We start from the raw sequence: 14,672 nt of genomic DNA, 5'->3' as shown, positions 1-14,672 counted from the left end.
GGAATCTAGATGGACGACGATAACACTCTCGACCTTTTCAACGAGCCGCCGTCGGACAGCGACGTGCTGACGCTCGGCAACTACGCGGAGCGCGCGTACCTCGAGTATGCGGTCAGCGTGGTCAAGGGCCGCGCGCTGCCCGATGTTTGCGATGGGCAGAAGCCGGTGCAGCGCCGCATCCTGTTCGCGATGAACGAGATGGGCCTCGGCGACAACGCGAAGCCGGTCAAATCGGCGCGCGTGGTCGGCGACGTGCTCGGTAAGTATCACCCGCACGGCGACCAGTCCGCGTACGACGCACTCGTGCGTCTCGCGCAAGACTTTTCGATGCGCTATCCGCTGATCGACGGCCAGGGCAACTTCGGCTCGCGCGACGGCGATGGCGCGGCGGCGATGCGTTACACCGAAGCGCGCCTGACGCCGATCGCAAAGCTGCTGCTCGCCGAAATCGATCAGGGCACGGTCGACTTCATGCCGAACTACGACGGCTCGTTCGAAGAGCCGAAGGTGCTGCCAGCGCGTCTGCCGTTCGTGCTGCTCAATGGCGCATCGGGCATCGCCGTCGGCCTCGCGACGGAAATTCCGTCGCACAACCTGCGCGAAGTCGCAGGAGCGGCGGTCGCGCTGATCCGCAATCCGAAGCTCTCGCATGCGGAGCTGATGCAGCATGTGCCCGGTCCGGACTTCCCCGGCGGCGGCCAGATCATTTCGAGCGAGGCGGAAATCGCCACCGCGTACGAAACCGGCCGCGGCAGCCTGAAGGTGCGCGCGCGCTGGAAGATCGAGGATCTCGCGCGTGGCCAGTGGCAACTCGTGATCACCGAACTGCCGCCGAATACGGCCGCGCAGAAGGTGCTCGAAGAAATCGAAGAACAGACCAACCCGAAAATCAAGCTTGGCAAGAAGACGCTGACGCCCGAGCAGTTGCAGACGCGGCAGACGCTGCTCGGGCTCGTCGACGCGGTGCGCGACGAATCGGGCAAGGACGCGCCGGTGCGTCTCGTGTTCGAGCCGAAGTCGAGCCGCATCGATCAGACCGACTTCGTCAACACGCTGCTCGCGCATACGAGCCTCGAATCGAACGCGCCGCTGAACATGGTGATGGTCGGCGGCGATGGCCGGCCGCGTCAGAAGGGCTTGAGCGAAATCCTGCACGAGTGGATCGCGTTCCGGTTCGCGACGGTGACGCGCCGCACGCGGCATCGTCTGTCGAAGGTCGACGACCGCATCCATATTCTCGAAGGCCGGATGATCGTCTTCCTGAATATCGACGAAGTCATCCGCATCATTCGCGAATCGGACGAACCGAAGGTCGCGCTGATGGCCGCGTTCGGCCTCACGGACCGCCAGGCCGAGGACATCCTCGAAATCCGGCTGCGTCAGTTGGCGCGCCTCGAGAAGATCAAGATCGAGAAGGAACTGGCCGAGCTGCGCGACGAGAAGGCCAGGCTCGAAGAGCTGCTCGGCAGCGAGCCGGCGATGAAGCGCCTGCTGATCAAGGAAATCGAAGCCGACGCGAAACAGTATGGCGACGAGCGCCGCACGCTGATCCAGCAGGAAAAGCGCGCGACGTTCGAAGCGCGCGTGGTCGACGAGCCGGTCACCGTCGTGGTGTCGCAAAAGGGCTGGGTGCGCGCGCTGAAGGGCCACGGGCTCGATACGGCCGGCTTCAGCTTCAAGGCCGGCGACGGCCTCTACGCGGCGTTCCAATGCCGCACGCCCGATACGCTGATCGCGTGGGGTAGCAACGGGCGCGTCTATTCGGTCGCGGTGGCTCAACTGCCGGGCGGACGCGGCGACGGCGTGCCGGTCACGTCGCTGATCGAGCTCGAATCGGGCAGTCATTTGATGCACTACTACGCGGCGTCGGCGGAACAGGCGCTGCTGCTCGCGTCGAGCAACGGCTTCGGCTTCATCGCGAAGGTCGGCGATATGGTGAGCCGCGTGAAGGCCGGCAAGTCGTTCATGACGATCGACGCCGGCGCCGCGCCGCTCGCGCCGATGCCGATGCTGCCGGACGCGGCGCAGGTCGCGTGTCTGTCGTCGGGCGGACGTCTGCTCGTGTTCAGCCTCGACGAGATGAAGACGCTGTCGGGCGGCGGCCGTGGCGTCACGCTGATGGCGCTCGACGACAACGAAACGCTCGTGCAGGCGCTCGCGATCAACAAAGCAGGCGTGATGCTGATCGGCACGCGTCGTGGCGGCCGCGTCGACGAGGAGAAGCTGGCCGGCGCCGAGCTTGCGGCGCATGTCGGCAAGCGTGCGCGCAAGGGACGCGCGCCCGCCAGCAAGCTGAAGCTCGACGGCATGCGTCCGGTGCTGCCGGCCTAGTGGAGTCGATTTAACGAAGTTTGACGCTGCAAAACCGTGAGCGCCTGCTAGCATGCGGGGCGCTCGCGGTCTGTCGCAGCGGAGTCCGTCGCGCGAAGGGCGTGGAAGCAAACGGGGCGCGGCGGCGTCGCGGCCAGATGAACGGGCCGCGATCACAACGACAAAACACGACGCAATAGACGTCGATACCCGGAACTGCCTGCATCACGTATGGTCGAACGCGCTCAGTTGGTGCTGAGCGGGATCGCGTGTCCTAAATGGTGTGGCGTCGTCGGGAGAGGAAAACTACATGAACAAGGCTATCGAAGTCGCGCTTTTTCTGCATCTGCTCGGGGTGGCGGTGTGGGTCGGCGGTATGGTGTTCGCGCATTTCTGCCTGCGCCCTGCGCTCGGCGATCTGTCGCCGCAACTGCGCCTGCCGCTGTGGGAGTCGGTATTTGGCCGCTTCTTCAACTGGGTCGGGGTGTCGGTGCTCGTGATCCTGATCAGCGGCGGCTTCCTGCTGATGCAATTCGGCGGCGCTCATGCTAGCTGGCCGCTGCATGCGATGGCCGGTCTCGGCATCGTGATGATGCTGACCTTCGGGCATATCCGCTTCGCCGTATATCCGCGCATTCGCCGCGCGGTGCAGGCGCAGAAGTGGCCAGATGGCGCGCAGGCGGTCGGCACGGTCCGCCGTCTCGTGCTGATCAATCTCGTGCTGGGCGTCGTGACGATCGGCTTCGCTGTGCTGTCGCGCGGGTTCTGATCGCCGGACCGCCGGATCGCCGGATCGCCGGACCGCCGGATCGCCAACGGCGCAGCAGGCTTCGTGCGGCCCGCGACGCATCACGTCGTGGCGCCGTACGCGAGCCACAAACCGCACGCCACCGCCACCGTTCCATACACGGCATAGACCGGTACCTTCAGCTTCGCGAAGCACATCGCGGAGAACGTCGCGGTCAGCAGATAGATCGGCTCCAGCGGTACGCGCACCGCAATGCGCAGTACCGCGACCGCGAGAAACGCGGTCGTGACCGCGCGCAGAATCCTCATGCCGTGCTCGAAGCGCGGGTTCACCTTCAACTGATGCAGATGCCGCTGCGCGAGCACGACGAGGCAGCCTGACGGCACGAATAGCGCGAGCGTCGCGATCAGCGCGCCGAGCCAGCCATCGACGAGATAACCGAAGAACGGGACCACGTTCAGCAGGGGTCCCGGGGACAACGGCGACAGCGTAAACGCGAGCGTGAAGTCGTTATCGGACACGCCGACCGCCGGCGTGACGAACAGCGTCTTCAGCACCGGCAACGCCGAGAAGCCACCGCCGAACAGCGTCATGCCGGCGCCCGCGAGGCGCGGCCACAGCAGCGCGAGGTCATAGCGATGCGGCAGCGGCAGCGCAAACAGCACGAGCAGCACGCCGAGCGCGGCCAGTAGCCGATAGTCGCCGCGCTGGAGCGACACGGCGAGTCGCGAGTCGCGTTCCCGACTCGCGAACCAGCCGGCGCCGAAGGCCGCGCCGAGCATCACCACATACGCCGCGGCGCTGTGCGCATAGAGCAGCGCGATGCTGCCGAGCAGCGCCGCCGTCGATTCGAGCTTGCCCCGCACGAGCGCGCGGGTTTGCTTGTACCAGGTGAGCGCGATCAGCGTCGCGAGCACGACGCTGAAGTGATGCAGCAGGGTTTGCGACGCGATCGTGTGCACGATGGGCGTGCGATAGAAGATCGCGAACAGCGTCATCAGCGTGAAGAAGGGCAGTACGCTCGCCACCCCGGCGACCCATGCGCCCGCGCGTCCGCGCAGCGCGTGCCCGAGCTGCACGGCGACGTTGCAGCCGACGGGTCCCGGCACCATCCACGCGAGCGCGATCAGGTCCGAGAACGCCACGCGCGAGAGCCGCCCCTCGCGTTCCACGTAATGATGCTCGAGCTGCGCCATCAACGCGAGACCGCCCCACGACAGCGCCGACAGGCCGCACACGACCCGGAACAGCGTCCATAGCGGTTCCCGTTGCCCGCGGCGGGCAGCCTCATCGCTCGTGATGGTCTGCATCGGCGCTGCGCGGGCCCCGCCATGCGGGCGCCCGTCCTTTAATTGTTGCTGGATAGGCTGCTTGCGCTGTGGGCTTCGTGCGCGACGCGGCGGCCGCCGACGCTGTTCATGCCGCATACCCCGAAGCGCTCGAGCAGTGCCGGGATCGCCTCCACTGGCACCGGCCGCGAGAACAGAAAGCCCTGTGCCTCGATATGGCCGAGCGCGGCCAGCCACGCAATCTGCTCTTCGGTCTCCGTGCCTTCGACCACCACCGTGAGCCCGAGCGAGCGCGCGAGGTTGACGATCGCGGTGACCATCACGCAGACGCTGCGGTCGCCCGGAATCGCCTGGACGAACGAGCGGTCCACCTTCAGCGTATCGACGGCAAAGCGGTTGAGATAGGACAGCGAAGAGTAGCCGGTGCCGAAATCGTCGAGCGCGATGCGTACGCCGAGACGCTTCAGCGCGAAGATTTTTTCGGAGACCACTTCCGGAAATTCCATCATCGTCGTTTCGGTGATTTCGAGTTCGAGGCGACGGGCGGAGATGCCGGTTTCCTCGATCGCGCGCGAGACCGTTTCGAGCAGGTCGCCGCGCCAGAACTGCACCGCCGAAATGTTCACCGCGAGCGATAGCGTGTCGTAGCCCTGCTGCTGCCATTGCGCGAGCTGACGGCATGCGGTCTCGATCACGAAGTCGCCGATCGGCACGATCAGGCCGGTCGACTCGGCCACGGGGATGAACTCGTTGGCCGGGATCAGTCCGTGCTGCGGATGGTTCCAGCGCACGAGCGCTTCGAAGCCGGTGATGCAGCGGCGCTTCAGATCGATCTTCGGCTGATAGGCGAGGAACAGTTGCCCCTCGGCCAGCGCGACGCGCAACTGCTGCTCCCACTTCATCAGATGGTCGGCGCGATGCGACAGATGCGGCGAATAGAACTGGTAGCAGTTCTTGCCGGCGTCCTTCGCGCTGTACATCGCGAGGTCGGCTTTCTTCAGCAGGTCGATCTCGCTTTCGTTGGCGACCGAGTACAGCGCGATGCCGATGCTCGCATGCAGCACGAACGCGCTGCCGCGCACCTCGAACGGCTTCGAGAACGCTTCGCCGGCGGCTTCGGCGAGCGCGACCGCGCGCTTTTCGACATCGTCGCCCTTGATCACGACGACGAACTCGTCCCCGCCGATGCGGCTCAGCGCGCCGTCGTCGCCGACCGCGGTGGCGAGGCGCGAGGCTGTCATCTGCAGCACGATGTCGCCGGCGTTGTGGCCGAGCGTGTCGTTGACGGTCTTGAAGTTGTCGAGGTCGATAAAAAGAATCGCGAGGCGACCCAGGTTGAACGGCTGCGCGACGTCATGGCGCAGCGCCTGCAGCGTCGCGTAGCGATTGCGCAGGCCGGTCAACAGATCGTATTCGACGAGTTGCGTCATCTCGCGCTCGCGGCCTAGCAGTTTGCCTATCAGGCCGGTCGCGACCGCGAAGAAGCTGAGCATCGCGAGCGAGATGAAGCCCGCCATCAAGAGATAGACGTTGCGCGTATGGTTGTAATCGGCGAATTCTTCGCCCTGCGAAAGACCGACGAGCACGCCGAGCGGATAGCCGTCGATGTGCCGGTACGACACGATGCGCGTGACGTTGTCGATCGAATCGACGTAGGTGCCCGACACATGCTCCGAGGTCGGATACGTGCCGCTCGCGGTGAACGTGCTGCTCGTCCTGCTGGCGTTGCCGGTGCGGCGCGCGAGCACGGTGCCGCTGTCCGAGATCACCGCGATCACGCCTTCGCGGCCGATCGCCGCGTTGTTGTAGAAGTCCGACGTAAAGTAGCTCGGGTCTTCGGAGACCACGATGACGCCCGCGAACGAGCCGTCCGGATGATTGAGACGCCGCGTCATCTGCAGCGTCCAGTGACCCGACACGCGGCCGAGCACGGGCTTGCTGATGTACAGCTGGTCGTCGTTTTCGTGCTCGTGGACCTTGAAGTGCTCGCGGTCCGACAAGTCGATGTGAGCGGGGTTGAGTTCGGCCGTATTGGCGATCAGTCTGCCGTGCTCGTCGATTATCGACACCTGCACGAGCGTTTCGCTTTGCACGACGCCTTTTTCGACCGTGCTCGCGAGATCGAAATGATTGGGCGTCTTTTCGAACTCGTACTTGACGAAGCGCGTGATCTGATCGACCTGGTGAATCGCCTTGATGGTGTGCTGCTCGAGCGCCGCGGAAAGTATTGCGGAAGACGCCATCGCTTCGCGGTACGTCGCGTCCCTTTCTACCGACAGCCGCGCGAAGATCACGGTCCACAGCAGGATCAGTACGAGTACCCCGAGGGCGGGAATGACGAGCAATGCGCGCCGGCGCGTGACCAATGGATCGCGTCGCGGCCTGGCTTCGCGCGGCTCGGAGAAGCGGGACTGAGTCATCGCGCGGGCCTTGGCTGGGTGCGGGCCGCTTGCAAACGCATGGGCATCGACTGCGCGAAATAGATGGATGGCTGCATGGTGACCAAGATGCCAAAGCTGCTGCGCAGGATGAGAGGGCGTGGCGCCGCGCCGGACCGTCCACAGGTCATCGGATACGGTTCGATATTACTGAATGCCACTGGATTAAGGAAGCTTCCGGGCATGGGGTATACGCTCGCGCGGCGGGGGCCCGGGTGCGGCTGTTCACGTGGCCTGCATCGCCGGTCTTATGACGCGGCCGGTCCGTGATTTGTCGAAGACTTCATCGGCAACGGTGCCTGCCACTCGGCAGTTTCTGGCAGGGCTTTTGCAATCCGGCCACGATGAATTCGGAGAACCAGGTATGGCGACGCCATCGCGCTGCGGCTTTTTGTGGTGTGAAGCGGCGGCATGTGGCGTGTCGCCGTGGCGTGCGCGCGAAGCCGCAGCTCGCTTACGCGAGCCGGCACGTGCCGTCGACGATCGTCACCGAAGGCCCGCCGATCCAGATCTTGCCGCGCGCATCGTCGTAGTGGACCGACACGTGGCCCGCGCGCCCGAGCGCGGTGCCCTGACGCGCCGTGTAGCGCGCGGCGGGACGACGGTGCTGCAGGTTCAGCAGACCCGCGAGCGCGGCATTGGCGCTGCCCGTCACCGGGTCTTCGCCGACACCGAAGCCGCCGCCCGCCATCAGGCAACGGACCTCGAACGTCGCGGGGCCGTCGGCGTCGTGCGGTCCATACACGGCGACGCCGTGCGTGTCGACCGAATGCACGAGCTCGGCGAGCGCCGCCGCGTCGGGTTCGAGCGCGAGGCAGGCGCGTGCCGAATCGACCCGCACGACGAGCCACGGCGCACCGTTGTCGACCGCGCATGGCGGCGCGCTGAAGTCGATCGCCTGACTACGTAAAGCCGTAGACAGCGCTTCGTAACGATGCTCGGCGAGCGGTGTCACGCGCGCGGGCGGCGCGGCGAACGCCCATGCGCCGTGCATGTTGTCTCCGCCGTCGAGCGCTTCGAGTTCGACGAGACCCACGCCGCATTGCTGGATCAGCTTGCCGGCCTGCTTCGGCTGGTAGCCGCTTTCGCGCAAAGCATGCGCGGTGCCCAAGGTCGGATGACCCGCGAACGGCAACTCGCCCCCCGGCGTGAAGATGCGCACGCGATAGTCGGCGGCCGCGTCGGTCGGCTTTAGCAGAAACGTGGTTTCGGACAGATTGGTCCAGCGCGCAATGGCCTGCATTTGCGCGGTATCGAGCGCGTCGGCATCGAACACGACGGCAAGCGGATTGCCCTTGAACGGTGTCGACGTAAACACGTCGACCTGTTTGAAACGAACGGTGTGAGCGGACATCGACAGGCTCCGGCGCAATGGACGTTGAGGGAGTTCGCGGATTCTATCCGCCTGCGCGGCGGCGATCCACCGTCGCCATAAAAGAAAAACGCGCCGCCGGTGCGTGACACCGGTCGGCGCGTTTCAATCGCAATGCGGCGTGAATCAGGTGCCGATCTCGCGCGACACCGCACGCATTGTCACATCGCGTCGATGCTATTGGACCTCGGCGATCAGCTCGATCTCCACGCACGCGCCGAGCGGAATCTGCGCGACGCCGAACGCCGAGCGCGCGTGCTTGCCGCGTTCGCCGAACACGTCGGCGATCAGCTCGGACGCACCGTTGGTGACCAGATGCTGCTCGGTGAACTCGAGCGTCGAGTTGACGAGGCTCATCAGCTTGACGACGCGCGTGACGCGGTTCAGGTCGCCGACGTGCGCATGCAAGGTGGCGAGCAGATCGATCGCGATCGAGCGCGCGGCGGCCTTGCCTTCCTCGGTGGAGAGCGTCGCGCCGAGCTTGCCGACCCACACCTTGCCGTCCTTCCTGGCGATGTGGCCCGACAGGTACACCGTGTTGCCGCTTTGCGCGCTCATCACATAGGCCGCTGCCGGCGCACCCGCCGCCGGCAATTCGATGCCGAGTTCCTTGAGCTTGTCGTACACATTCGATTGAGCCATATCGTGTCCTCGTTTCGGTGAGATTGCATGAATGCAGGCGGGGCGAAGTCCGCACGCAACGCGCGTGCAAGCTTCACCCCGATGGCAGTGCGGCTAACGCCGTTCAGATTTTCGCGCGCACGAGTGCGGCGAGACGCGCCACGCCTTCGTCGATTTTAGCCGGTGGCACCGTGACGAACGACAGACGCAGCGTGTTGTGCTGCGCCTCGCTCGCGAAGAACGGAGCGCCCGGCACGAACGCGACGTTCTGCGCGACCGCTTCCTCGAGCAGCTTCATGGTGTCGATGCCCGCCGGCAGATTGACCCAGATGAACATGCCGCCTTCCGGACGGTTCCAGCTGACGCCTTCGGGCATATAGCGCTCGAGCGCGGTGAGCATCGCGTCGCACTGGTTGCGATACAGCTCGCGGATCGTCGGCACGTGCGTGTCGAGAAAGCCGTCCTTGACCACTTCGTGCACGATGCGCTGCGTGAAGCTCGGCGTGTGCAGGTCGGTGGCCTGCTTGGCCTGCACGAGTTTGAAGATCAGTTCCTCGGGCGCGATGATGAAACCGACGCGCAGACCCGGCGCGAGCACCTTCGAGAACGAGCCGAGATAGACGATGTGATCGGGCGCCATCGACAACATCGTCGGCAGCGGTTCGCCCGCGTAGTCGAGCGCGCCGTAGGGATCGTCCTCGATCACCGGGAACGGCGCGGTCTTCGCGAACTCGGCGAGCGCGCGGCGGCGTTCGACCGGCAGACGGCGGCCCGTCGGATTCTGGAAATTCGGCTGCGCGTACAGCAGACGCGCGCCATTGGTCAGTTCCGGCTTCAGGCCCTCGGGGATCAGGCCCTGCTCGTCGGTTGGCACCTGCACGTAGTGCGGCTCGTACATCGAGAACGATTGCAGCGCGCCGAGGTAGGTCGGCGTTTCGACCAGCACCGGGCTATCGACGCAGATCAGCACCTTGCCGAGCAGGTCGAGCGCCTGTTGCGAGCCGGTCGTGATCAGCACCTGCGACGCACGGATCTGCGCGCCGTTGATCGAGTAGCGTTGTGCGACCCATTCGCGCAGCGGCAGATAACCTTCGGTCGCGCTGTACTGCAGCGCCGCGGCGGGCGTGTCGCGCAGGATGCGGTCGGACGCCTCGCGCATGCGCTCGGCCGGGAAGGTGGCAGGCGAGGGCAGGCCGCCGGCGAAGGAGATGACTTCGGGCCGTTCCGTGACCTTCAGGATCTCGCGGATCGCGGAGCTCGTGAGCTTGCGCGCGCGTTCGGACAATTGCCACGTCGGGGCTTTCAGGTCGCTTTGGTCCATGATCTCCTCTGGTATTTCTGGAACCGGTCAAAATTTCAATTATCGCGCGACTGGCCAACCATTGCCGCTGGGTGCCACCGGGGTTGCCACGGGGGTTGCCCAACCACGCGCTGTTTATCCGAGGGTTCGAGAACCCTCGGGTGTTTCGAATTCGGCGACGAGCGCCGCCGCGCCGTCGGTCGGCTGTACGTCGAGCAGGTGCGCGGCGCCGAGCCAGCGCAGTTGCTCGCTAATCAGCTCTGGCCGCGGATGCACGGCTTTCAACGCTTTCAGCGCGAGGTTCGTCGGCGCCAGCGACTGCGACGGATGCCGCATCGAGTCCCACTGGATCAGCGAGGGCAGCACGCCGTCGCCGGCGCGTTGCCACGCGGGGAACGACCCGTCGTCGGGCACCGTCAGGCCCCACGTGAAATCGCCGCGCGTCATCGGCACGACCGGCGCGATGCGCTGCGGATACTGCGCTTGCCACGTCGCCAGATGCTTCGGCCGCTCGACGCGCGCGACCCAATGCGACAGATACGGCCCGTTTTCCAGTCGCGCCTGCGTCACCGGGTCGTCGAGCGCGAACAGGCGCGGGCGCGGCGCGGTGCCATCGGTTGCCTCGGCCGCGGCGTGCGGATCGATGGCGACCACTTCCAGGTAGACCCCGCCCCACAGGCCGAGCAGGCGATTGTGGGTCCGCATCAGCGGATGCGCGCCACCGCCGGCCGGCGCGACGCCGAGCGTATCGGCGACGTACTGGACGCCTTCGTCCAAGGTGCGCGCGGAGACGACGAGGTGATCGAGACTGAGCGATTGGGCTGTCAGGGTGGTCATGGCGGATCGACGGAAAACGCTGTTCTGTGCAAGGGCCAGTTGCGCGCCACGCTTGTGGGCAGCGCTGCCGGGGCCGTAAGCATAACCGTTTGCCGGATCGGCCGGCCATACGTATGGATTTACATGGTGTCACCAGCCTCGCTGGATTCAAATGTAACGGCCGTGACCTGCACAGTAACGGTACAATCGGCGCGATACTATTCGGTACAGTTGGAGTCCGTCATGTCCGTCCCGCTTACCCAGATTCCCGCCCCGCACGACACCGCGTCGTTGACGCTGGTCGAACAGCTCGTCCAATGGGCGCGGCGCCGCATCGAGGAGCGCGTGTTCCGCCCCGGCATGCGCATGCCGTCGATCCGCAAGCTCGCGCTCGACAAGGGCGTGTCGCGCTTCACGGTGGTCGAAGCGTACGAGCGGCTCGTCGCGCAGGGTTTTCTGGAGTCGCGGCGCGGCTCCGGCTTCTATGTGCGCGAGCGCCAGGGCGGCGCGGCGACGGTCTCCGAGCTGCACCCGCGCGCCGAGACGCTGCCCGCGCCGGCCAATATCGACGTCGTCTGGCTGCTGCGCAACATGCTGCACACCGGCGCGCGGCCCGAGCGCAGCCCGGGCCTCGGCTATCTGCCGGCCCGCTGGCTCGACGGCGACCTGATCACCAACGCGCTGCGCACGCTCGGCCGGCAAAGCGGCATGCAGATGCTCGGCATCGGCACCGCGCAAGGTTTCCTGCCGCTGCGTCAGCAGTTGCAGACGCGGCTCGAGGAGTTGGAGATCGGCGCGTCGCCCGAGCAGATCGTGATGGTGTCGGGCGTCACCCAGGCGATCGACCTCATTTCGCGCATCTACGTGAAGCCGGGTGATGCGGTGATCGTCGGCGATCCGGCGTGGTTCCAGATGTTCGGCTGCTTCGCGTCGCAGGGCGCGCGGCTCGTCGGCATGCCGTACACACCGGACGGCCCCGATCTCGACGCGCTCGAAGCGCTGGTCCAGGAATGGCGCCCCAAAATGCTGGTGATCAACTCGGTGCTGCAGAACCCGACCGGCACCTCGCTGAGCGCCGCGCAGGCGTTCCGCATCCTGCGGCTTGCCGAGGCGTACGACTTCATCGTCGTGGAGGACGACATCTACGGCGACCTGTGCCCGCCCAGCTACGCGGGTACACGGCTCGCGAGCCTCGATCAGCTAAAGCGCGTGATCTACCTCGGCAGTTTCTCGAAGACGCTTGCGCCGAATCTGCGCGTCGGTTTCATCGCGTGCGCGGCAGAGGTCGCAATGGTGGTCGCCAATCAGAAGATGCTGGTCGGCATGACGAGCCCGGAGTTGAACGAGCGCGTGATCTACAAGATCCTGACCGAGGGCCACTACCGGCGGCACGTCGAGCGCATTCGCGCACGGCTCGACGGCGTGCGCGAGAAGGCCGTGCGGATGATCGAGAAGACCGGCATGAAGCTGTTTCTGACGCCGACGGCCGGGATGTTCCTGTGGGCCGACACCGGCGTCGACGCAGGCGCGCTCGCCGCGGCCGGGCACGAAGCCGGCTATCTGCTGACGCCGGGCGGGCTGTTTTCGCCGCAGCAGTCGCCGAGCACGTGGATGCGCTTCAACATCGCCAATTGCGGCGATCCTGAATTACCGGCATTCCTAAGCCGTTATCTCGACGGCGTCGCGCGCCGGGCCTCTTGAAACCGCGCCGGAGCGTCCCCATTTGCGCGGACGATCCGGCGTTCCGGCGCTCCGGCACGGCGAGCCCGAACCGCGGTTGGAATCCGCTTCGGCCGCCGCTCATCCCCCAATTCGCAACAGAGAGGAAGTCCGACCATGGCACAAGAAACCATGAGCTTTCAGGCAGAAGTGAAGCAACTTCTGCAACTGATGATCCATTCGCTGTACAGCAACAAGGAAATCTTTCTGCGCGAGCTGATTTCGAACGCGTCCGACGCGGCCGACAAGCTGCGCTTCGAGGCGATCGAAAACAGCGCGCTGTACGAGAACGATCCGAACCTGCGGATTCGGGTGTCGTTCGACAAGGCCGCGCGCACCATCACGATCGACGACAACGGCATCGGCATGAGCCGCGACGAGACGATCGCGCACCTCGGCACGATCGCGCGTTCGGGCACCAGGGAATTCTTCGGCAAGCTGTCGGGCGACCAGCAGAAGGACGCGGCGCTGATCGGCCAGTTTGGCGTGGGCTTCTACTCGGGCTTCATCGTCGCGGACAAGATCACCGTCGAGACGCGCCGCGCCGGTTTGCCGGCCTCGGAAGGCGTGCGCTGGGAAAGCGCGGGCGAAGGCGATTTCGCGGTCGAGACGATCGAGCGCGCCGCGCGCGGCACGACCATCACGCTGCATCTGCGTGCCGATGAGGACGAACTGCTGTCGTCGTATCGGCTGAAGTCGATCATCCAGAAGTACTCGGACCACGTCGCGCTGCCGATCCTGATGAAGAAGGAAGAGTGGGACGCGGAAAAGAGCGAGATGGTCACGAAGGACGAGGACGAGACCGTCAACCAGGCGAGCGCGCTGTGGACCCGTTCGAAGAACGACATCACCGACGAGCAATACAAGCAGTTCTACCAGCACATCTCGCACGATCATCAAGATCCGCTGACGTGGACGCATAACCGCGTCGAAGGCCGCAGCGAGTACACACAACTGCTGTACGTGCCGGCGCACGCGCCGTTCGATCTGTGGAACCGCGAGCAGCGCGGCGGACTGAAGCTGTACGTGAAGCGCGTGTTCATCATGGACGACGCCGAGCAACTGCTGCCCACGTACCTGCGCTTCGTGAAGGGTGTGGTCGATTCGGCCGATCTGCCGCTCAACGTGTCGCGCGAAATCCTGCAGGAAAGCCGCGACGTGAAGGCGATCCGCGAAGGCGTGACGAAGCGCGCGCTGTCGATGCTGGAAGAACTGGCCAACGCGGACAACGACGCCGAGAAGGAAAAGTACGCGGGCTTCTGGAAGGAATTCGGCCAGGTGCTGAAGGAAGGCATCGGCGAGGACTTCGCCAATCGCGAGCGCGTCGCGAAGCTCGTGCGCTTTGCGACGACGCATACGGGCACGGCCGAGCAGACCGTGTCGCTGGCCGACTACGTCGCTCGCATGAAGCCCGAGCAGACGAAGATCTACTACGTGACCGCCGACACGTGGCAGGCCGCGTCGAACAGCCCGCATCTCGAAGTGTTCCGCAAGAAGGGCGTCGAAGTGCTGTTGCTGACCGATCGCGTCGATGAATGGATGCTGTCGTTCCTCAACGAATTCGACGGCAAGCCGCTGCAAAGCGTCGCGCGCGGCGACCTCGATCTCGGCGCGCTGAACGACGAGGAAAAAGAGGTGCAGGAGAAGATCGGCGAAGCGTTCAAGCCGCTCGTCGAGAAGATGAAGGAAGCGTTGAAGGACAAGGCGAAGGACGTGCGTCTGACGTTCCGCCTGACCGACTCGCCGTCGTGCCTCGTTGCCGACGACGGCGAAATGAGCGGCTACCTGCAGCGCATGCTGAAGGCCGCGGGCCAGCAGGCGCCTGAGTTCCATCCAATTCTCGAAGTGAATCCGGAGCACGCCCTCGTGAAGGGTCTGCATGCCGATAGCGCGAATTTCGATGACTGGTGCCATCTGCTGTTCGATCAGGCACTGCTCGCCGAAGGCGGCGCGCTGGAAGATCCGGCGAGCTTCGTGAAGCGGACCAATGCGTTGCTGCTGTCGCGCGCGGGTTGAGCGTGAGCCGAAAGCGTTGATGTCGTTGCTGGATTGACGCGCG

The 14,672-nt window shown here is 65.3% G+C and carries 10 protein-coding genes; 4 read left to right on the top strand and 6 right to left on the bottom strand.

The genetic code is table 11. The annotated features are described in order from the left end of the window. Nucleotides 1–9 precede the first annotated feature (9 nt). Together parC and OKW35_RS04095 are read left to right on the top strand one after the other, a co-directional pair. On the top strand, nt 10–2,331 hold the full coding sequence (parC, locus tag OKW35_RS04100) for a DNA topoisomerase IV subunit A (protein ID WP_429551293.1): 2,322 nt from the start codon (nt 10–12) through the stop codon (nt 2,329–2,331). Nucleotides 2,332–2,620: 289 nt separating this feature from the next. Further along, on the top strand, nt 2,621–3,079 hold the full coding sequence (locus tag OKW35_RS04095) for a CopD family protein (RefSeq protein WP_187611041.1): 459 nt from the start codon (nt 2,621–2,623) through the stop codon (nt 3,077–3,079). 80 nt (nt 3,080–3,159) lie between these two features. On the opposite strand, the gene OKW35_RS04090 is transcribed toward OKW35_RS04095, so the two are convergent. The 6 genes from OKW35_RS04090 to OKW35_RS04065 form a co-directional block, all read right to left on the bottom strand. After that, nucleotides 3,160–4,368, bottom strand: a complete 1,209-nt coding sequence (locus OKW35_RS04090) for a chromate transporter (protein WP_429551292.1) — start codon at nt 4,366–4,368, stop codon at nt 3,160–3,162. A gap of 38 nt (nt 4,369–4,406) precedes the next feature. Next, nucleotides 4,407–6,767: a bifunctional diguanylate cyclase/phosphodiesterase gene (locus tag OKW35_RS04085; RefSeq protein WP_429551291.1), complete on the bottom strand. Its 2,361-nt coding sequence runs from the start codon at nt 6,765–6,767 to the stop codon at nt 4,407–4,409. Between the two features lie 472 nt (nt 6,768–7,239). Beyond that, on the bottom strand, nt 7,240–8,139 hold the full coding sequence (locus OKW35_RS04080) for a PhzF family phenazine biosynthesis protein (RefSeq protein ID WP_184021471.1): 900 nt from the start codon (nt 8,137–8,139) through the stop codon (nt 7,240–7,242). Nucleotides 8,140–8,334: 195 nt separating this feature from the next. Next, on the bottom strand, nt 8,335–8,799 hold the full coding sequence (locus tag OKW35_RS04075; protein WP_184059485.1) for a RidA family protein: 465 nt from the start codon (nt 8,797–8,799) through the stop codon (nt 8,335–8,337). A gap of 103 nt (nt 8,800–8,902) precedes the next feature. Further along, the gene (locus OKW35_RS04070) at nt 8,903–10,099 is read right to left on the bottom strand and encodes a PLP-dependent aminotransferase family protein (protein WP_090803607.1); all 1,197 of its coding nucleotides are present in this window, start codon (nt 10,097–10,099) and stop codon (nt 8,903–8,905) included. A gap of 114 nt (nt 10,100–10,213) precedes the next feature. After that, complete coding sequence (locus OKW35_RS04065; RefSeq protein ID WP_429551821.1) at nt 10,214–10,906, bottom strand: VOC family protein; 693 nt, start codon at nt 10,904–10,906, stop codon at nt 10,214–10,216. Between the two features lie 231 nt (nt 10,907–11,137). Here OKW35_RS04065 and OKW35_RS04060 point away from each other — a divergent pair, with 231 nt between their 5' ends. Together OKW35_RS04060 and htpG are read left to right on the top strand one after the other, a co-directional pair. Continuing rightward, nucleotides 11,138–12,595 (top strand): PLP-dependent aminotransferase family protein, encoded by a 1,458-nt coding sequence (locus OKW35_RS04060; RefSeq protein WP_184059480.1) that lies wholly within the window; start codon nt 11,138–11,140, stop codon nt 12,593–12,595. 135 nt (nt 12,596–12,730) lie between these two features. Next, entirely contained in the window at nt 12,731–14,629 is a 1,899-nt protein-coding gene (gene htpG / locus OKW35_RS04055; protein ID WP_429551290.1) for a molecular chaperone HtpG, read from the top strand. Nucleotides 14,630–14,672: the final 43 nt, after the last annotated feature.

It is taken from the genome of Paraburkholderia sp. MM5477-R1 (assembly GCF_050436385.1).
Classification (GTDB): domain Bacteria; phylum Pseudomonadota; class Gammaproteobacteria; order Burkholderiales; family Burkholderiaceae; genus Paraburkholderia; species Paraburkholderia tuberum.
Note: the sequence above shows the minus strand (reverse complement) of the source record. Positions and strands in the feature narration are given on the sequence as shown.